The 19,680-nt window shown below is 72.1% G+C and carries 14 protein-coding genes; 10 read left to right on the forward strand and 4 right to left on the reverse strand.

The window, feature by feature from the left end; translation table 11 throughout:
* Window positions 1-139 precede the first annotated feature (139 nt).
* Window positions 140-2,407, reverse strand: coding sequence for a transketolase (tkt, locus tag ACQ9ZG_RS09995; protein ID WP_499280303.1), 2,268 nt, complete (start codon window positions 2,405-2,407; stop codon window positions 140-142).
* Window positions 2,408-2,745: 338 nt separating this feature from the next.
* Here tkt and ACQ9ZG_RS10000 point away from each other — a divergent pair, with 338 nt between their 5' ends.
* From ACQ9ZG_RS10000 to ACQ9ZG_RS10015, 4 genes are all read left to right on the forward strand, one after another.
* Entirely contained in the window at window positions 2,746-3,387 is a 642-nt protein-coding gene (locus tag ACQ9ZG_RS10000) for a superoxide dismutase (protein ID WP_018487185.1), read from the forward strand.
* A 192-nt stretch (window positions 3,388-3,579) separates the two neighbouring features.
* Window positions 3,580-3,924, forward strand: a complete 345-nt coding sequence (locus ACQ9ZG_RS10005) for a metalloregulator ArsR/SmtB family transcription factor (protein ID WP_018487186.1) — start codon at window positions 3,580-3,582, stop codon at window positions 3,922-3,924.
* Entirely contained in the window at window positions 3,921-4,703 is a 783-nt protein-coding gene (locus tag ACQ9ZG_RS10010; RefSeq protein WP_109915512.1) for a DUF2071 domain-containing protein, read from the forward strand. The genes ACQ9ZG_RS10005 and ACQ9ZG_RS10010 overlap by 4 nt, the downstream gene beginning before the upstream one ends.
* 129 nt (window positions 4,704-4,832) lie before the next feature.
* Window positions 4,833-5,501, forward strand: coding sequence for a CatB-related O-acetyltransferase (locus tag ACQ9ZG_RS10015; RefSeq protein ID WP_109915511.1), 669 nt, complete (start codon window positions 4,833-4,835; stop codon window positions 5,499-5,501).
* Window positions 5,502-5,636: 135 nt separating this feature from the next.
* Here ACQ9ZG_RS10015 and ACQ9ZG_RS10020 read toward each other — a convergent pair whose 3' ends face one another.
* Window positions 5,637-6,263 (reverse strand): TetR/AcrR family transcriptional regulator, encoded by a 627-nt coding sequence (locus ACQ9ZG_RS10020; protein ID WP_181398245.1) that lies wholly within the window; start codon window positions 6,261-6,263, stop codon window positions 5,637-5,639.
* 89 nt (window positions 6,264-6,352) lie between these two features.
* On the opposite strand from ACQ9ZG_RS10020, the gene ACQ9ZG_RS10025 reads away from it, so the two are divergent.
* Together ACQ9ZG_RS10025 and ACQ9ZG_RS10030 are read left to right on the forward strand one after the other, a co-directional pair.
* Entirely contained in the window at window positions 6,353-7,807 is a 1,455-nt protein-coding gene (locus tag ACQ9ZG_RS10025; RefSeq protein ID WP_109915509.1) for an aldehyde dehydrogenase family protein, read from the forward strand.
* Window positions 7,808-7,868: 61 nt separating this feature from the next.
* Window positions 7,869-9,221, forward strand: a complete 1,353-nt coding sequence (locus ACQ9ZG_RS10030) for a flavin monoamine oxidase family protein (RefSeq protein WP_499280305.1) — start codon at window positions 7,869-7,871, stop codon at window positions 9,219-9,221.
* Between the two features lie 84 nt (window positions 9,222-9,305).
* On the opposite strand, the gene ACQ9ZG_RS10035 is transcribed toward ACQ9ZG_RS10030, so the two are convergent.
* Complete coding sequence (locus tag ACQ9ZG_RS10035; protein ID WP_109917101.1) at window positions 9,306-9,653, reverse strand: VOC family protein; 348 nt, start codon at window positions 9,651-9,653, stop codon at window positions 9,306-9,308.
* A 133-nt stretch (window positions 9,654-9,786) separates the two neighbouring features.
* Window positions 9,787-10,437 carry a mycothiol-dependent nitroreductase Rv2466c family protein gene (locus ACQ9ZG_RS10040; RefSeq protein ID WP_109917099.1) on the reverse strand — a complete coding sequence of 217 codons (651 nt, stop codon included), beginning with the start codon at window positions 10,435-10,437 and terminating at the stop codon, window positions 9,787-9,789.
* A 188-nt stretch (window positions 10,438-10,625) separates the two neighbouring features.
* On the opposite strand from ACQ9ZG_RS10040, the gene pepN reads away from it, so the two are divergent.
* The 4 genes from pepN (at window position 10,626) to ACQ9ZG_RS10060 (ending at window position 19,660) form a co-directional block, all read left to right on the forward strand.
* The gene (gene pepN / locus ACQ9ZG_RS10045) at window positions 10,626-13,238 is read left to right on the forward strand and encodes an aminopeptidase N (protein WP_499280307.1); all 2,613 of its coding nucleotides are present in this window, start codon (window positions 10,626-10,628) and stop codon (window positions 13,236-13,238) included.
* Between the two features lie 395 nt (window positions 13,239-13,633).
* Window positions 13,634-14,734: a hypothetical protein gene (locus ACQ9ZG_RS10050; RefSeq protein WP_499280309.1), complete on the forward strand. Its 1,101-nt coding sequence runs from the start codon at window positions 13,634-13,636 to the stop codon at window positions 14,732-14,734.
* Between the two features lie 252 nt (window positions 14,735-14,986).
* Window positions 14,987-18,295 carry a S8 family serine peptidase gene (locus ACQ9ZG_RS10055; protein ID WP_181398386.1) on the forward strand — a complete coding sequence of 1,103 codons (3,309 nt, stop codon included), beginning with the start codon at window positions 14,987-14,989 and terminating at the stop codon, window positions 18,293-18,295.
* 336 nt (window positions 18,296-18,631) lie between these two features.
* Window positions 18,632-19,660 carry an aspartate-semialdehyde dehydrogenase gene (locus ACQ9ZG_RS10060; RefSeq protein ID WP_109917235.1) on the forward strand — a complete coding sequence of 343 codons (1,029 nt, stop codon included), beginning with the start codon at window positions 18,632-18,634 and terminating at the stop codon, window positions 19,658-19,660.
* Window positions 19,661-19,680: the final 20 nt, after the last annotated feature.

Genomic DNA, 19,680 nt, shown 5'->3' on the forward strand with positions numbered 1-19,680 from the left:
GTCGGGGTGGTGGGCCGGCCGGAGCGCCCGGGGCGGTCACCGCTGCGGGGCGCGGGCCGATCGGGGCCTCCGGTACGGCGAGCGCTCGGGGGCGCGGGCCGCCCGGTGCCGCCGGTTCCGTGACCGCTCGGGGCGGCCGCTACCCGGCGTCGGCGGCGCCGCCCTCGGTCGGGGTGGCGCCGGGGCGCTCGCCGCCGGGCCGGACCGGGCCCGCGGCCGCCGCGCGGATGCTCGCCAGGGCGGCGTCGGCCACCGCGCGCGGGGTGATGCCGAACTCCTCGTACAGCCGCTGGTAGTCGGCCGACGCGCCGAAGTGCTCCAGGCTGACCGTGCGGCCCGCGTCACCCACGATGTCCCGCCACCCCTGGGCGACGGCGGCCTCGACGCTCACCCTGGCCCGTACGCCGGGGGGCAGCACCTCGTCCTGGTAGGCGTACGGCTGTTCGGCGAACCACTCGCGGCAGGGCATCGAGACGACCCGCGCGTCATGCCCCTCGGCGGCGAGCAACTCCCGCGCCTCCAGGGCGATGTGGACCTCGGAGCCGGTGCCGACGAGAAGGACGTCGGGGGTGGCGCCGCGGCTGTCGGCGAGGACGTACCCGCCCCGGGCCGCGCCGGACGCGGGGGCGTACGCGCCGTCGCCCTCGCCGCGCTCCAGAACCGGCAGCGGCTGGCGGGTCAGGGCGAGTCCGGCGGGCCGGTCGTGGTGCTCCAGGACCGTGCGCCAGCAGACGGAGGTCTCGTTGGCGTCGGCGGGCCGTACGACGTCGAGGCCGGGGATCGCGCGGAGTGCGGCCAGTTGCTCGACGGGCTGGTGGGTGGGGCCGTCCTCGCCCAGGCCGATGGAGTCGTGGGTCCAGACGTAGGTGACCGGCAGCTTCATCAGGGCGGCGAGGCGGACGGCCGGGCGCATGTAGTCGCTGAAGATCAGGAACGTACCGCCGTAGGGCCGGGTGAGGCTCTGGAGCGCGATGCCGTTGAGGGCCGCGCCCATGGCGTGCTCGCGGATGCCGAAGTGGAGCGTGCGGCCGTAGGGGTTGCCGGGGAACTCCCCGGTCTGCTTCCCCTCCGGTACGAAGGACGGCTCGCCCTCCATGGTGGTGTTGTTGCTCCCCGCGAGGTCGGCCGAGCCGCCCCACAGCTCGGGCAGCACGGGGGCCAGCGCGGTGAGTACGTCCCCGGAGGCCTTGCGGGTGGCGATGCCCTTGGGGTCGGCGTCGAAGACGGGCAGGCTGTCGGTCCACCCGTCGGGGAACTCCTGCTTCAGCAGCCGGTCCAGGAGCGCGGCGCGCTCGGGGTGGGCGGCGCGCCACTCCTCGTAACGGGGCTGCCAGGCGCGGTGGGCTTCGGCGCCCCGTTCCCGTACCGCACGAGCGTGTTCGAGTACGTCGTCCTCGACGGTGAAGTCGGCGTCCGGGTCGAAGCCGAGGAGCTTCTTGGTGGCGGCCACTTCGTCGTCGCCGAGGGCCGAGCCGTGGGCCTTGCCGGTGTTCTGCTTGGTGGGCGCGGGCCAGCCGATGATCGTGCGGAGCAGGATCAGGGAGGGGCGGCCGGTCTCGTCCTTCGCGGCCTCGACGGCTGCGAGGAGGGCGTCGACGTCCTCCACGTAGTCGCCGGTGCGGGTGAAGTCGACCGTCTGGACGTGCCAGCCGTACGCGGAGTAGCGGGCGGTCACGTCCTCGCTGAAGGCGATGTCGGTGTCGTCCTCGATGGAGATGTGGTTGGAGTCGTAGAAGACGACGAGGTTGCCCAGCTCCTGGTGGCCGGCGAGCGAGCCCGCCTCGGAGGTGACGCCTTCCATGAGGTCGCCGTCGGAGGCGACGACGTACACATGGTGGTCGAAGGGGCTGGTGCCGGCGGGCGCGTCGGGGTCGAGGAGTCCGCGCTCCCGGCGGCCCGCCATGGCCATGCCGACGGCGGAGGCGAGCCCCTGGCCGAGCGGTCCGGTGGTGATCTCGACGCCCCGGGTGTGGCGGTACTCGGGGTGGCCGGGGGTGATCGACCCCCAGGTGCGCAGCGCCTTCAGGTCGTCCAGCTCCATCCCGTACCCGCTCAGGTAGAGCTGGATGTAGAGGGTGAGGCTGGAGTGGCCGCAGGAGAGCACGAAGCGGTCGCGCCCGAGCCACTGGTCGTCGGCGGGGTCGTGCCGCATGACCTGCTGGAAGAGCAGGTATGCCAGGGGGGCCAGGCTCATCGCGGTGCCGGGGTGGCCGTGGCCCGCCTTCTGCACGGCGTCGGCGGCGAGCAGCCGCACGGTGTCGACGGCCCGGACGTCGAGCGGCCCCCAGCCCGCCGCGTCGGCGACCGGCAGGGCGAGCTTCGGGTCACGGGGGCGGTCCGGACCGCCGCCCGGGGAGGCGGCGGCATCCGTGGCGTCGCGGGCGTCGGGGGCGTTGCGGGGTGCCATCAAGTCCTCCTGATCGGTGGGGCGGTCAGCGGCGAGCGGCGCGCCTGCGGACCCCGGCTCCGCGACGCCCGGCCGCTTGGCCGGGTCCCCCGGAACGACGGGTCCAAACCTGCGATGGCGTACGCAGCACGACAGAAGGAGCAAATCACCCCTGTGGGACAAAGGGCGGAAGACCTGCGGAAGGAGGAGGCCCATGGAGCAAGGCCCGGGGGGAGCGGACCGCCGGTCCTAGGCCGAAGGGCTGATCACTTCGCGGATCATCCTGCTGTTAGCCTGCTCCTGCATATAGGTTGCAATAACAACTGGACGGCATTCCCAGCAGTCGGAGGGCTCGCATCATGGCCACGTACACGCTCCCGGAACTTCCCTACGACTACGCGGCGCTCGAACCGGTCATCAACCCGCAGATCATCGAGCTGCACCACGACAAGCACCACGCCGCGTACGTCAAGGGCGCGAACGACACCCTGGAGCAGCTGGAAGAGGCCCGCGACAAGGAGGCCTGGGGCGCGATCAACGGCCTCCAGAAGAACCTCGCGTTCCACCTCTCCGGCCACATCCTGCACTCGATCTACTGGCACAACATGACCGGTGACGGCGGCGGCGAGCCCCTCGCGGCGGACGGCGTGGGCGACCTCGCGGACGCGATCACCGAGTCCTTCGGCTCCTTCGCGGGCTTCAAGGCCCAGCTGACGAAGGCCTCCGCCACCACGCAGGGCTCCGGCTGGGGCGTGCTCGCCTACGAGCCGCTCAGCGACAGGCTGATCGTCGAGCAGGTCTACGACCACCAGGGCAACGTGGGCCAGGGCTCGGTCCCGATCCTGGTCTTCGACGCCTGGGAGCACGCCTTCTACCTGCAGTACAAGAACCAGAAGGTGGACTTCATCGAGGCCATGTGGCAGGTCGTCAACTGGCAGGACGTGGCGAAGCGCTACGCGGCGGCCAAGGAGCGCACGGACGTCCTGCTGCTCGCCCCCTGATCCCGGCCCCCGGCGCCGCCCCGGCCATGGGCGCGGCCACAGCGCGTCCTGCCTCGTGATCGTCTTCTCAACCTTCACCCGGCAGGCGGATGGACGGAGAACCCCCGCGAGGACGTGACTCGCGGGGGTTCTCCCATGTCCGGCACGTATTTGCCTTTTTAGCTCTTTAGCTCATGTGCTAAATATAGGGCCATGGATTCCCCTTCCACCGCTCCCGACGACGAGGCGAGCGCCTTCCGGGCCCTGGCCGACCCCACCCGCCGCCAGATCCTGGAGGACCTGCGCGGCGGCGAGCTGGCCGCCGGGGAGATCGCGAGCCGGTTCTCGATCAGCGCCCCGTCCATCTCCCGCCACCTGGGCGTCCTCAAGGGGGCCGGGCTCGTCACCGAGCGCCGCGACGCCAACCGCATCCTCTATTCGCTCGCGGAGGAACGGCTCGCCATGTGCGTGGGCCGCTTCCTGAGCGCCGTGTGCCCCGAACAGATCGTGCTCCGGCACACGAAGTGGCGCTCCGCGCCGGAAGGCGACGCCTCATGATCCGCACCGGGCTCTCCAGCACCATCGAACGCCGCCTCCTGGTGAACTACCGGGTGGACCCGCACATCGCGGCGGCCCTGCTGCCCGCGCCGCTCCGCCCCCACCTGGTGCGCGGCCAGGCGGTGGCGGGGATCTGCCTGCTCCGGATCGGCGGCGTCCGCCCCTCCTGGGCCCCGGCGGGCACCGGTCTGACCAGCGAGAACGCGGCGCACCGGATCTCCGTCGAGTGGGACGGTCCGGACGGCGTGGAGCGCGGCGTCTACATCCCGCGCCGCGACACCGCCTCCCGCCTCAACGCCTTCGCGGGCGGCCGGATCTACCCGGGCGAGCACGGCCGCGCGGACTTCGCCGTGCGGGAGGAGGCCGGCGCGGTGCGGGTGGCCTTCGCGACCCGGGACGGCGGGGTGGAGGTGGACGCGACGGTGGAGGACGCCGGGGAACTGCGCGGCAGCGAGCTGTTCACGGACCTGGCGGAGGCGTCGGAGTTCTTCCGCCTGGGCAGCCGGGGCCTCTCCCCCGCCGCCGGGGGCGGCCACCTGGACGTCCTCGAACTGTCCACGCCCGCCTGGAAGGTGACGGCGGGCCGCCCCCGTACCGTGCGCTCCTCGTTCTTCGAGGACCTGGACCGCTTCCCGCCCGGCAGTGCGGTGCTGGACAGCGCGCTGGTGATGCGGGGCGTGGCGGCCCGGTGGACGCAGGGGGCGCCGTTGCGGGTGGGGGCGCGTACGGAGGCGGGGGCGGGAGCAGAAGGGGGTACGGGTGCGGGGGCTGCGGCCTGAACGGATTGATCACGACCGCCGGGCCGCCACGCCCGGAGCGCACCGGGCCGGTGGCACGATGGCCTCCGTCCCCCACGTCCGCCCCGCCCCGCCCAGCCCCGTCCCGCCTCGATCACGGAAAGCCGGTCCATGAACCTCGGTCCCGCCCCCGTCCCGGCCGACCCCACCGTCCTGCACCCGATGCCCGGTCAGCCCCGGGTGGTGCAGCTGAAGCCGCTGATCACCTCGGAGCTGATCGAGGCCGGGGAGTACTCGTACTACGACGACCCCGAGCACGCCACGGAGTTCGAGACCCGGAACGTGCTCTACCACTACGGGCCCGAGCGCCTGGTGATCGGCAGGTTCTGCGCGCTGGGGACCGGGGTGCGGTTCATCATGAACGGCGCCAACCACCGTATGGACGGCCCGTCCACGTTCCCCTTCCCTACGCTCGGCGGCTCCTGGGCCGACCACTTCGACCTGCTGACCGGGCTGCCGAACCGGGGCGACACGGTCATCGGCAACGACGTCTGGATCGGCTACGAGGCGGTCGTCATGCCGGGCGTCCGCATCGGCCACGGCGCGATCATCGGCTCCCGGTCCGTGGTCGTCTCGGACGTCCCGGACTACGGCGTCGTCGGCGGCAACCCGGCCCGCCTGATCCGCACCCGCTACCCGGAGGCGGACATCGCACGCCTGCTGGCGGTGGCCTGGTGGGACTGGCCGGCGGACCACCTGACGCGCCACATCCGTACGGTGATGTCGGGCACGGTGGCGGAGCTGGAGGCGGCGGCTCCGGGGACACCCCCGAGGAGCTGAGGCAGGCGGGGGACGGAGGGGGCGCTCAGGGCGCTCAGCCCGGCCTTCGCACCTGCCGTGCCTGACGCGGCCCGAACAGCCGCGGCCGGCAGGGAAGGCACCGCAGGCAGGGAAGGCACGGCAGGCGCGGCCCGGCTATCCCGCCACCCCGCCCCCGCGCGGCAGCGCCGCCAGCAGCAGGCGCAGTTCCGTCTCCACCGTGTCGGCGTCGACCTCGCCCGGGCGGGTGAGGAAGACCGAGCGGGCCACCGTGGTGCCGACCAGGACCAGGGTCAGGACGTCGAGGTGGGAGGCGCCGAGGGGGGCCGCCAGTTCGCCGCGGGTGACCGCCTGGGCGACGAGGGTCTCCAGTTGGCCGCGCACCACCGCGTAGACGTCGTCGTGGAGGATGCGGCGCAGCTCCTCGTCGTGCGGGGCCTGGCCCATCAGGGAGAGGAGGGCCGGGCCGGTGGTGTTCTCCAGGATGCGGCGCTTGGCGGAGAGCAGTTCGCGGAGGTCGCCCTCCAGGGAGCCCGTGTCGATGCCGCCGAGTTCGTCCAGGGCGATGTGCCGGGCGACGGCTCCGGCGAGGGCCTGCTTGGAAGGCCAGCGGCGGTAGAGGGAGGCCGTGGAGGCGCCGGCGCGGCGGGCGACCGCCGTGGTGGTGAAGGCGGTCCAGCCCGATTCGTTCAGGACCTCGATCGCCGCGTCGAGCAGCGCCGCGTCCACACGCGGGTCCTTCGGCCGGCCCTTCGGCGGTTCGGTGTCGCCCTGTGCTGTCATACCCGGATTCTCTCGCGCTGGTGTCTCGCCCCCACCTCCGCTACCGTAAACGAAAAGCATCCGTTTCGTATTGAGGTACGGTGGTTCCCATGGCCCCGACGACCGCGACGACCACGACCGAGCTTCCGCCCCCGGCCCGCGCGGCCGTCTCCGGGGCGCGCCGGGTCTTCGACTCCGGGGACACCCGGCCCCTGGCCGCCCGCGCACGGCGGCTGCGGGCGCTGCGGGCCCTGATCACCGAGAACGAGGCCGCGATCGAGGCCGCCCTCTGGAGCGACCTGCACAAGGGGTCCGGCGAGGCCCAGCTCACCGAGATCGGCGTGACCCTCGCGGAGATCGACCACACCCTGCGGCATCTGCGGCGCTGGGCCCGGTCCCGGCGCGGTCCGCTGCCCCTGGCGCTGCTGCCGGCCCGGGCCCGGCTGGTCCCCGAGCCGCTCGGCGTGGTGCTGGTGATCGCCCCGTGGAACTATCCGGTCCAGCTCCTGCTCGACCCGCTGGCCGGTGTGCTGGCGGCGGGCAACACCGCCGTCCTCAAGCCGAGCGAACTGGCGCCCGCCACCTCGGCGCTGATCGCCCGGCTCGTGCCGCGCTACTTCCCCGACGGGGCCGTACGGGTCGTGGAGGGCGGGGTTCCGGAGACGACGGAGCTGCTGGCCCAGCGGTTCGACCACATCGTCTTCACCGGCAGCGGGACGGTCGGCCGGATCGTGATGCGGGCGGCCGCCGAGCATCTGACGCCGGTCACGCTGGAGTTGGGCGGTAAATCGCCGGTCTGGTTCGACGACGACGCCCACCTCCGCCAGGCGGCGCGGCGCATCGCCTGGGCCAAGTTCACCAATGCCGGCCAGACCTGCATCGCCCCGGACTACGTGATGACCACGCCCGACCGGGTTCCGGCGCTGGTGGACGCGCTCAAGGAGGCTGTCGCCGACCTGTGGGGCCCCGATCCCCGTACCGGTGACGACTACGGCCGGATCGTCGACGAGCGGCAGTTCGACCGGCTCGTCGGGCTGCTGGAGGGCACGGAGGTCGTGGTCGGCGGTGATCATGACCGGTCCGAGCGTTACCTCGCCCCCTCCGTGGTGCTCGTCCCGTCCTCCGGCGAGGGCTCTCCGGCCGTCGGGCCCGACGCGGCCCACCCCGTGCTGCGGGACGAGATCTTCGGGCCCGTCCTGCCCGTCGTCCCGGTCGCGTCGGCCGAGGAGGCCGTACGGGTGGTCAACGGCTGGGACAAGCCGCTCGCCCTGTACGTCTTCTCCTCATCGGCCCGCACCCGCCGCCTCTTCGAGCAGCGGACCTCCTCCGGCGCGGTGGTCCATGGCGCCGGTCTCGTCCACGCCGCCGCGACCGGGCTGCCCTTCGGCGGGGTCGGCGCCAGCGGCATCGGGGCGTACCACGGTGTCCACTCCTGGCGCGCCTTCACCCACCTCAAGCCCGTCCTGCGCAAGCCGCTCACCCCGGACACCCTGCGCCTGGCCCAGCCGCCGTTCACCGACGGCCCCGGGCTGCGGCTGGTCCAGCGCATGATGCGGCGCGGGTGAGACCTCCGCTCCTCCCCACTTCCGGTACCGCTTGCACCAGCTCTCCCGAAAGGCGCGACGTATGCCGAACCATGAAGCCCGGTACGGAACTTCGGCGCACCGCGGTGATCCGGACGCCACCGTCGTCGTCGTGGGGGCCGGGCTCTCCGGGCTGACCGCCGCCCGTGCACTGCACCGGCGCGGTGTCGACGTCCTCGTCCTGGAGTCCGCCGACCGGGTCGGCGGGCGCGCGATGGCCGAGACGACGGCCCTGGGCTCCCGGCTCGACCTCGGCGGGCAGTGGATCGGCCACGACCACCACCGGATCACGGCCCTGGCCGCCGAGTCGGGCGCCACCCGCTACCCGATGCACACCGGAACGGTGCCCCAGGTGATCGACGGGGGTCGCAGGCTGCCGCTCGCCTCGCCGTCCGTGCTGCCCGCCGGGGCCGCCCTCGCGGGGCTCGGGGTGCTGGCGCTGACCGGGACGCCGGAGCGGTGGAACGACGCCACCGTCGACGCCTGGCTGCGCAAGGTGCCCGGACGCGTCGCGCGCCGGCTGCTCGAAGTGATCGCGTCGATCTCGTGGACGGCCGACCTCGACCGGTACTCCGTGCACGCGATGGCCCGCATGGTCCGGCAGCAGGGCGGGCTGCGGACCATCCTGTCCACCAGGGGCGGGGCCCAGGACTCGCTGCTCGTCGAGGGGGCGGGGACGCTCACCGACCGGCTGGCCGCCGACCTGGGGGCGCGGGTGCGCACGGGGCACCGGGTGACCCGCCTCGTACGGGACGCGCAGGGGGTCACCGTGCACACGGGCAGCGGTACGTTCCGGGCGGCGCGGAGCATCGTCACCGTGCCGCCGCCGGTCGCGGCCCGGATCGAGCACCACCCGCCGCTCCCGGCCGACCGGGCCGCCCTGGAGCGGAACACGTACATGGGCTCCGTGTACAAGGCCATCGCGGTGTTCGAGCGGCCGTTCTGGCGGGATCGGGCGCGGGCCGAGTTTTTGGTGCTCGACTCCCCCGGGCGCGCGGTGTTCGACACCGGGTCGCCCGGCGGGCCGGGGCACCTGTGCACGCTCGTGGCCGGGCCCGAGGCGCGGGCCCTGGACGCGCTGGACGCGGAGGAACGCCGGCAGGTCCTGCTCGCCCCTCTCGTCCCGCACCTCGGGCCGGGGGTCCTGAAGCCGGTGGGCTGGCACGAGAAGGCGTGGCACCTCGACGAGCACGCGGGCGGCGGCTATGTCGTCCTGCCGGAGCCGGGCACCACCGAGGGCATCAGCCCCCTGCCCCACGCGCCGCTCGGCCCCGTGCACTGGGCCGGCACGGAGACCGCCGACGAGCACGCGGGCTATCTGGAGGGCGCCATCGCGTCGGGGGTGCGCGCGGCCCGGGAGGTGGCCGACGCCCTCGCCGCCGGACGGGGCCGGTGACGGGCCGTCAGCCCACCGGCACGGCCCGCCGGTCGACCGGTACGACGCGCTGAGGGGGCCGGTCGTACCGTTCGACCGGTCCCCTCAGTGCGCCCCCTGGTCCGCCAGGCAGAACTCGTTCCCCTCCGGGTCCTGAAGAACGGTCCAGCTCAGACCGTGCAGGGAGTGCTCGCCCAGCACCGTCGCCCCCAGGCCCGTCAGGCGCTCCACGTCCGCCGGGCGGTCGGGGGAGGCGAAGTCGATGTGCACCCGGTTCTTGACGGTCTTGGGCTCGGGCACCCGCTGGAAGCCGAGGACCAGCGGGGTGGCGGGGACCACGACGAACTCGCCGTAGTCCTGCGTGCCGTCGACCCCGAGCGCCGTGGCCCACCAGGCGGCCAGCGTCCGGGGGTCGGGGCAGTCGATCGTGATCATCTCCGGTGAGATTCGCATGGTCATCACCGTACGGGCCGCCACTGACAACGGGCCGGGAGCACGCGCTCGCTCCCGGCCCGAGCCCCTCCGAAGACGGAGGTCGGTCGACGGCAAAGGTCGGCCGAGGACGGAGACCGGTCGACGACGGAGGTCAGTCGAAGATCGGGCCCTGCGTGCGGGTCCGCTTGATCTCGTAGAAGCCGGGGATCGAGGCGACCAGCAGCGTGCCGTCCCAGAGCTTCGCCGCGTCCTCGCCCTTGGGGGCGGGGGTGACGACGGGGCCGAAGAAGGCGACCTGCTCGCCGTCGGCGCCGGGCACGGCGATGACCGGGGTGCCGACCTCCTGGCCCACCTTGTCGATGCCCTCCTGGTGGGAGGCGCGCAGCTCGGTGTCGTACGTGTCCTTGTCGGCGTACTCCAGCAGGTCCTCGGGCAGGCCGACGTCCTTGAGGGCACCGGCGACGGCCTCAAGGGTGGGGCCCTCGCCGTTGTTGTGGAAACGGGTGCCGAGGGCCGTGTAGAGCGGGCCGACGACGTCGTCACCGTGCAGCTGCTGGGCGGCGACGACGACCCGGACCGGGCCCCACGCCTTGTTCTCCAGCATGTCGCGGTACTCCTCGGGCAGCTCGTCCAGCTTGTCCTCGTTCAGGACGGCCAGGCTCATCACATGCCAGCGGACCTCGATGTCCCGGACCTTCTCGACCTCCAGGATCCAGCGCGAGGTCATCCACGCCCACGGGCAGAGCGGGTCGAACCAGAAGTCGGCCGGGATCGTGCCGTTCGCGGGGGTGTTCTCGGACATCTCGCTCCTCAGAAGGGCCGGTTGCTGCTGTGAGGCAGAACGCCTCCGGGAGGTCGGCCATTCCCGGAGGGCCCGTGGGATGCCGTCCGGTGCGGCCGCACCGCATACCGGATACCGGTCGCCGGAGACGCGTGCAAGGATCAATAGGTTCGAACACGACACATGACGCGCGTCACGAAGGAGTGCCCGTGCCCGGTGAAAACCTGTCCCGCGACGAGGCCCAGCAGAGGGCCGAGCTGCTGACCGTCGACGGTTACGAGGTCCAGCTCGACCTGCGTTCCGCCGTCGACGGGCCCGAGGGGGCCGGCGGGGGTGCTGAGGGGGGCGCCGGGGACGCGGGTCCGCGGACGTTCCGGTCACTGACCACGATCCGGTTCCGTTCCGCCCGGGCCGGTGCCTCGACCTTCGCGGACCTGGTGGCGCCGGGTGTGGACGCCGTGACGCTGAACGGGAAGGCCCTGGACCCGGCCGCCGTGTTCGACGGGTCCCGGGTGGCCCTGGACGGACTGCTGGAGGGCGAGAACGTCCTCGTGGTCGACGCCCGGTGCGCGTACAGCAGGACCGGTGAGGGCATGCACCGCTTCGTCGACCCGGAGGACGGCGAGGTCTACCTCTACACCCAGTACGAACCGGCCGACGCCCGCCGGGTCTTCGCCAACTTCGAACAGCCGGACCTGAAGGCGCCCTACCGCTTCCAGGTGACCGCGCCGGAGGGCTGGCGGGTCTGGTCCAACGGGGCCGAGGAGTCGCACGAGGACGGGGTGTGGCGGTTCGCGGAGACCAAGCCGATCTCCACCTACATCACGGCCGTCGTCGCCGGTCCGTACCACTACGTGAGCGACCACTACAGCCGTACGTTCGACGACGGCACCACCCTGGAGATCCCGCTCGGCGCGATGTGCCGCAAGGGGCTCGCCAAGCACTTCGACGCGGACGACGTCTTCCTGGTCACCAAGCAGGGCCTGGACTTCTTCCACGACAACTTCGACTACCCCTACCCCTTCGGGAAGTACGACCAGGCGTTCGTGCCCGAGTACAACCTCGGGGCGATGGAGAACCCGGGCATGGTCACCTTCCGCGAGGAGTACATCTTCCGCGGCAAGGTCACCTCGGCCGCCTACGAGCGGCGCGCCAACGTCATCCTGCACGAGATGGCGCACATGTGGTTCGGCGACCTCGTCACCATGGAGTGGTGGGACGACCTGTGGCTGAAGGAGTCCTTCGCGGACTTCATGGGCTCCTTCTCGATGGTCGAGGCGACCCGCTTCACCAACGGCTGGATCACCTTCGCCAACAACCGCAAGGCATGGGCCTACCGCGCCGACCAGCTGCCCTCCACCCACCCGATCACGGCCGACATCCGTGACCTGGAGGACGCCAAGCTGAACTTCGACGGCATCACGTACGCCAAGGGCGCCTCCGTCCTGAAGCAGCTGGTGGCGTACGTGGGGCGGGACGCCTTCCTGGAGGGCGCGCGGCGCTACTTCAAGCAGCACGCCTACGGCAACACGCGCCTGGGCGACCTGCTCTCCGTGCTGGCCGAGACCTCCGGGCGGGACATGACCGCCTGGTCGCGCTCCTGGCTCCAGACCGCGGGCGTCAACGCGCTCACCCCGGTACCGACGTACGACGCCGCCGGGACGCTGACCGAGCTGGCCGTCGTCCAGGAGGCCGCCGCTTCCCACCCGGAGCTGCGCCCGCACCGGGTCGCCGTCGGCCTCTACCGGCGTACGCCGGAGGGTGAGCTGACCCGGTACGCCCGCGCCGAGGTGGACGTGGCCGGGGAGCGCACGGTGGTGAAGGAGCTGGCCGGGGCCGAGCGGCCCGATCTGATCCTGGTCAACGACGACGACCTCACGTACTGCAAGATCCGCTTCGACGAGGGGTCGCTCGCCACCCTCCGCGACCACCTGGGCTCCATCAGCGACCCGCTGGCCCGCGCGCTGTGCTGGTCGGCCCTGTGGAACCTGACCCGGGACGCCCTGCTGCCCGCCCGTGACTTCGTCGCGCTGGTACTGGCGCACGCCGGGCGCGAGAGCGACATCGGCGTCCTCCAGATGCTGCACGCCTGGGCGCAGTCGGCTCTGGTCGGCTACGCCGCCCCCGCCTGGCGCGAGGAGGGCGGCCGGGCGCTGGCCGAGGGCGCGCTGCGCGAGCTGCGGCAGGCCGAGCCGGGCAGCCAGCACCAGCTGACCTGGGCCCGCTTCTTCGCGGCCGTGGCGGGCTCCGAGGCGGACTTCCAGCTGCTGGGCTCGCTGCTGGACGGCACGGCCCGGATCGACGGCCTGGAGGTCGACCAGGAGCTGCGCTGGGCCTTCCTCTCGCCGCTCGCCTCGCACGGCGCGGCGGACGAGGCGGCCGTCGACGCCGAACTGGCCCGCGACGACACGGCGTCCGGCAAGCGCCACCACGTACGGTGCCTGGCCTCGCGCCCCTCGGAGGCGGTCAAGGCCCAGGCGTGGGCGGCGGTCGTGGAGTCGGACAGGCTCTCCAACGCCCTGGTCGAGGCGACGATCACCGGGTTCGAGCAGGCCTCGCAGCGGGAGCTGCTGGCCCCGTACGCGGACCGCTACTTCGCGGTGATCGAGCGGATCTGGGCCGAGCGGTCCATCCAGATCGGCATGCACGTGGTGCGGGGGCTGTTCCCCTCGCTCCAGGACAGCCCGGAGACCCTCGCGGCGACCGACGCCTGGCTGAGCGGCCACGAGGACGCCGCTCCGGCGCTGCGCCGGCTCGTCCTGGAGGCCCGGGACGACCTGGCGCGGGTGCTGCGCGGGCAGGAGTGCGACGCGCGGGCATGATCGGGGCCGTCCCCGGTACGTGCCCGATGGGGTCGTGTCCCGTACGTACGTGATCGGGGCCGCCCCGGCGCGTGCGCGATCGGGTCGCTCCCCGTGGGGGCGTGCGCGAGGGCAAGCCCGGCAGGTGTGTAGGCGGGATCGTCCCCGCAACGTGGTCGGGGGCGGTGCCCGGCAGATCGGGGGCGGTCCCCGGCAGGAGGGGGCGCGCGGGTCCGGAGTGTGCGCGGCGCGAAATCGGCGCTCGCACATCCGCCCGATGCGCCCCCTTCGCATTGTTCGCGTTAAGGCCCTTTTCGGTCCTCGAACGCCCATGCTTTAGGGCAGCGTTGTCCGGAATTGTCGACGGCCATGTAACAGGGGTTAGGACGGCCCGGGTTGGCGGGAAATCATCGACCATGACCCAGAACACCCCGCTCTCCCCTTTGCCCCCTCTTTTCCCGCGCCCCGCGCACCGCTTCCAGGACGCGCCCCACCGCGTCCTGTCCGCCGCCCAGTTGCGCGCACGAGGCGTCTCCGCCGCGCAGACGTCGGCGCAGTGTCTGCCCGGCGGCCCCTGGCAGCCGCTGCTGCCGGGCGTCTATCTGCTGCACGCGGGCCCGCCCAGCGGCCAGGAGCGGCTGCACGGCGCCCTGTTGTACGCCGGGCGCCCGCCGGCCTCCTCCCGGCGCACGCTCCCGACCCCCTCCGACGAGGGGTTCGGCGAGGCGATGGTGACCGGTCTGGCGGCGCTCGCCCTGCACGGTTTCGCCTCGGCGCCGGACCTGGAGGCACTGCACCGCGTCGACGTCCTGGTGCCGCGGACCCGGCGGCTGCGCTCGACCCGGTACGTGGAGGTGGTGCGGGCCGCCGCGCTGCCCCCGCCGGTACGGCTGGCCGGGGTGCCCGTCGCACCGGTGGAGCGGGCGCTGGCCGACGCGGTGGCGGGGGCGGGGGCGGGTGACGCGGAGGGCGTGCGCCGGATGCTGACCGAGGCCGTGCGGTCCGGGCACTGCGAACCGGGCTCCTTGGTGCGGGAGTTGAGCGCCGCGAAGGTGCTGGGGCGGCCGGCGGTGGTGGGCGCGGTGGACGCACTGCTGGCGGAGGGGCGGGCGGCGGCCGAGGGGCGGCTGTACGCGATGGTGCGCGAGCACCAACTGCCCGAACCGCTGTGGAACGTGGAGCTGCGGCTGCCGGGCGGGCCGGAGCTGGGCGGGGTGGACGCGTACTGGCCGGATCTCGCCGTTGCCGTGGAACTGGACACCCGGGCACCCCGGTTCGGTGCGCCGGAACCGGAGCGGCGGGGCGGGAACCGGGGTGCGGGGCGCACGGAGGACCCGCAGTGGTCCGCGTACGCCGCCAAGCGGGAGCGGCTGGAGCGGCTCGGGATCACGGTCGTCCACCTCACCCCGCGGAAGCTGCGCGAGGCGACGGAGCAGCAGGCCACAGTGGTGCGCACGGCGCTGATGGCGGCGGGCGACCAGGAGCCCGCGGCCTATGTGATGGTGCTGCCGCGCTGAGCGGTCCGGACCGGTGGCGCCGGTTCCACTGGTCCGGACCACCGGACCCGTGGTCCGGACCGATCATCCGGAATATCTGATTCCAGCAGTCGCTTTGGCCTCATTCATCCCACGTGGCGCATCGTCCCCAGTGGCGGATCTGTGCCATGTACCTGACTCGTCTCCGTCAACTCTCCACAAACCTCTGTCATTTACGCCAGGCTGAGCGGTCATCCGGTACCGAATTCCGGACTCTCTCTTTCAATTACAGGGATGCTGATGACCAAGGAATCCCCCAGCTCCATATCCGGGACGAGACGCGCCGCACGCATCGCGGCCGCTGCCGGCCTGGCTGCCGCCCTCGCGGCGTCCGGTGCCGCGCCGGTGTTCGCCGTCGACGACCCGGCACCGGCACCCGTCAAGCCGGCCGCCACGAGCGACCGGGGCGACAAGCTCGGCAAGGCCGACGCCGAAGTTCTGGCGAAGGCCGAGGCCAAGGGCGAGAAGAACATCACGATGATGATCGCCACCGCTCCGGGGGCGACCGAGCAGGTCACCAAGCAGCTGGACGCCGTCGAGGGCTCCGTGCTCGGCCAGACCTACGACAAGCTCGGCTACGTTCGGGCGACGGTGCCCACCAGCACCGCCGGGGCCACCATCGAGAAGGCCTCCAAGCTCACCTCCGTGCTCGGCATCGATCTCAAGCAGGAGATCAAGCTGGACGACCCGACGCCCGCGGGCGACCGGGCCGCGGGGGCCAAGCAGCCCAAGGCCACGGGCTCGTACCCGGCGCCGGGCAAGAACACCCCGGCGAAGAACCCGTACAACCCGTCCTTCGAGACGGGCGCGGTCGACTTCGTGAAGAAGAACCCCAAGGCCGACGGCCGCGGGATCACCATCGGTGTCCTGGACTCCGGTGTCGACCTCGGCCACCCGGCGCTGAAGAAGACCACCACCGGCGAGCGCAAGATCGTCGACTGGGTCACGGCCACCGACCCGGTGAGCGACGGGGACGGCACCTGGCTGCGGATGTCGCAGACGGTCACCGGCCCGACCTTCACGGCGGCCGGCAAGACCTGGTCCGCCCCGGCGGGCAGCTACAAGTTCGCCACCTTCGCCGAGTCGGCCACCACCGGCGGCGACATGGCGGGCGACCTCAACCGCGACGGTGACACCACCGACGTCTGGGGCGTGCTCTACGACCCGGTCAAGGGCACCGTCCGGGTGGACCTGAACGAGAACGCGGACTTCTCCGACGACACGGCCCTCAAGCCGTACAAGGACAAGTTCCAGGTCGCGTACTTCGGTGAGGACGACCCGCGCACCAAGGTCGTCGAGCGCATCCCGTTCGTCGTCGAGACCCGCAAGAACGTGGTCTACAACGCGGCCGGCGCCAAGGCCGACTACGTCAACATCGGCGTGATCGAGGGCTCGCACGGCACGCACGTCGCGGGCATCACCGCGGCCAACGGCCTGTTCGGCGGCGAGATGAACGGTGCCGCCCCCGGCGCCAAGATCGTCTCCTCGCGCGCCTGCACCTGGTCCGGCGGCTGCACCAACATCGCGCTGACCGAGGGCATGATCGACCTCGTCGTCAACCGCGGTGTCGACATCGTCAACATGTCGATCGGCGGCCTGCCGGCGCTGAACGACGGCAACAACGCCCGCGCCGAGCTGTACAAGCGCCTCATCGACATCTACGGCGTCCAGCTCGTCATCTCCGCCGGCAACAGCGGTCCGGGCCTCAACACCATCGGTGACCCGGCCCTGGCCGACCACGTCATCTCGGTGGGCGCGTCGATCTCCAAGGAGACCTGGGCCGCGAACTACGGCTCCAACGTCACCAAGAAGTACGACATGCTCCCCTTCTCCTCGCGCGGCCCGCGTGAGGACGGCGGCTTCACGCCGACCATCGCGGCGCCCGGCGCGGCGATCAACACCACCCAGACCTGGTCCGAGGGCGGTCCGGTCAAGGAGGCGGGCTACGCCCTGCCGCCCGGCTACTCGATGCTCCAGGGCACCTCGATGGCCTCGCCGCAGGCCGCCGGCGCCGCGGCCCTGCTGCTCTCCGCCGCGAAGCAGAAGGGCCTGGAGCTGCCCCCGGCCGACCTCCGTGTCGCGCTGACCAGCTCCGCGTCGCACATCAAGGACGTGCCCGCGCACGTCCAGGGTTCGGGTCTGATCGACATCGTCGGTGCCTGGAAGCTCATCACCAAGAAGGGCAACCCGGCGCACGAGTACAAGGTGAAGGCCCCGGTCGACACCGCGATCGACTTCGCGCTCAAGGACCCGGGCTTCGGCACCGGCCTCTACGACCGCGAGGGCGGCCTCAAGGTCGGCGAGACGAAGGTCTACGAGATCACCGTCACCCGCACCACCGGTCCGGACCGCAACGTCCAGCACAAGCTGTCGTGGAAGAACAACGACGGCACCTTCAAGCTGAGCAGCCCCGAGTACGTCTCGCTGCCGCTCGACGTGCCGGTCAAGCTGAAGGTCACGGCGAAGGCCAAGAAGGCCGGCGTGCACAGCGCCATCCTGGAGCTGGACGACAAGAAGACCGTCGGGATCGACCACCAGGTCCTCTCCACCGTCGTCGTCGCGAACGAGCTGAACCACCCCGGCTACGCGTTCAAGAACTCGAGCTCGGTGCAGCGCAACAGCACCACCTCGTACTTCTTCAACGTGCCGGAGGGCGCCAAGACCCTTGAGGTCGCCCTCAGCGCGCTGCGCTCGGGCAGCCAGACCCGGTTCATCGCCCTGCACCCGTACGGGACGCCGGTCGACCCGACCTCCACGGTCAACTGCTACCCGAACTACGAGAACCCGGCCAACACCTGCCGCCCGGACGTGCGCTCCTACAAGGACCCGTACCCCGGCGTCTGGGAGATCGAGGTCGAGTCGCGCCGTACGTCGCCGCTGCTGGACAACCCGTTCAAGCTGGACGTCTCCGTCCTGGGCGCCTCCTTCGACCCGGCGGTGCAGACCATCGCCGAGGCCAAGATCGGCACCCCGGCCGCGGTGAACTGGACGGTCACCAACGGCGCCGCGGCCCTCGAGGGCAAGCTCAAGGGCGGCTCGCTGGGCTCGGCCAAGGTCGACAAGCCGTCGATCTCCACCGGCCAGACCCGCCAGACCACCGTCACCATCGGTGCGGGCGTCGAGAAGCTCGACTTCGCCATCGGCGGTACGTCGGACGCCAACGCCGACCTCGACCTGTACGTCTTCCGGGGCGCCACCCAGGTCGGCAGCGGCACCACGGCCGGCTCCGAGGAGCGGGTCAGCCTGACCAACCCGGCCGCCGGCACCTACACGGTGATCGTCGAGGGCTACTCGGTTCCGTCCGGGTCGACCACGTACGACTACCGGGACGTGTACTACACGCCCTCGCTCGGCACCCTGAAGGTCGACGCGTCGAAGACCTACAGCCTGGCGAACGGCGCCTCGGCCCAGGTCGGCGCCGAGGTCGTGGTCGCCGGTGCGGCCCCCGAGGGACGGCAGTTCTTCGGTGAGGTCCAGCTGGTCAACGCGCGCGGCACCGCCGCGGGCACCGGCAGCGTCGTGATCGAGAAGGTCACGCCGTAACGGACACCGCACGAACAGCAGCGGGGCGGGCGCTCTCCACGAGCACCCGCCCCGCTGTACGTGTTCCCGCCCCGCCGTACGTCTCCCAGCCCCGCCGTACGGGTTCGCGGCCCACCGTGCGTGTTCGCGGCCAGCCGTACGTGTTCATGGTCACACCCGGGGACGGCCGCCGCAGATGTTCCCCTTGGGACGCACGGCCGATGCAGATCCTGCGGTACGCGCGCGGAGAGTCCGCAGGTCGGACAATGGATTGGACAAGCCGGGCCCGGTCATACGCATCATGGAGCGGCAAACGGGCCGCACAGCCGCACACGTGTACAGAACAGAGGAGTCCCCGTGAAGGTCGGAATCGTCGGCGCCACCGGTCAGGTCGGCACAGTCATGCTCAGGATCCTGGCCGAGCGGAACTTCCCCGTCGACGAACTGCGGCTCTTCGCCTCCGCGCGCTCCGCCGGTTCCACGATCGACTTCCAGGACTCCGCCGTCACCGTCGAGGACGCCTCCACCGCCGACTACACCGGCCTGGACATCGTGCTGTTCTCCGCCGGCGGCGCGACCTCCAAGGCGCTGGCCGAGAAGGTCGCCTCCCAGGGCGCCGTCGTGATCGACAACTCCTCCGCCTGGCGCAAGGACCCCGAGGTCCCGCTCGTCGTCTCCGAGGTCAACCCGCACGCGGCCCGCGTACGCCCCAAGGGGATCATCGCCAACCCGAACTGCACCACGATGGCCGCCATGCCCGTGCTGCGCCCGCTGCACGACGAGGCCGGTCTCGAAGCGCTGACCGTCGCCACCTACCAGGCCGTCTCCGGCTCGGGACTCGCCGGGGTCTCCGAGCTGCACGGCCAGGCCGCCAAGGTCGTCGCCGACGCCGAGAAGCTGGTCCACGACGGCGAGGCCGTGGACTTCCCCGAGCCGGGCGTCTACAAGCGTCCGATCGCCTTCAACGTGCTGCCGCTGGCGGGCTCGATCGTGGACGACGGCTCCTTCGAGACGGACGAGGAGCAGAAGCTCCGCAACGAGTCCCGCAAGATCCTGGAGATCCCCGGGCTGAAGGTCTCCGGCACCTGCGTCCGGGTCCCGGTCTTCTCCGGCCACTCGCTCCAGATCAACGCCCGCTTCGCCCGCCCGATCGGCGTCGAGCGCGCCTACGAGCTGCTGAAGGACGCCGAGGGCGTCGAGCTGTCCGAGATCCCGACCCCGCTCCAGGCGGCCGGCAAGGACGCCAGTTACGTGGGCCGCATCCGGGTCGACGAGACGGTCGACCACGGCCTCGCCCTCTTCGTCTCCAACGACAACCTCCGCAAGGGCGCGGCACTGAACGCCGTGCAGATCGCGGAGCTGGTGGCGGCCGAGCTGAAGGGCTGACGGGCTGACGCGCGGACGTC

This window comes from Streptomyces araujoniae (assembly GCF_050871195.1).
Classification (GTDB): Bacteria; Actinomycetota; Actinomycetes; order Streptomycetales; family Streptomycetaceae; genus Streptomyces; species Streptomyces bacillaris.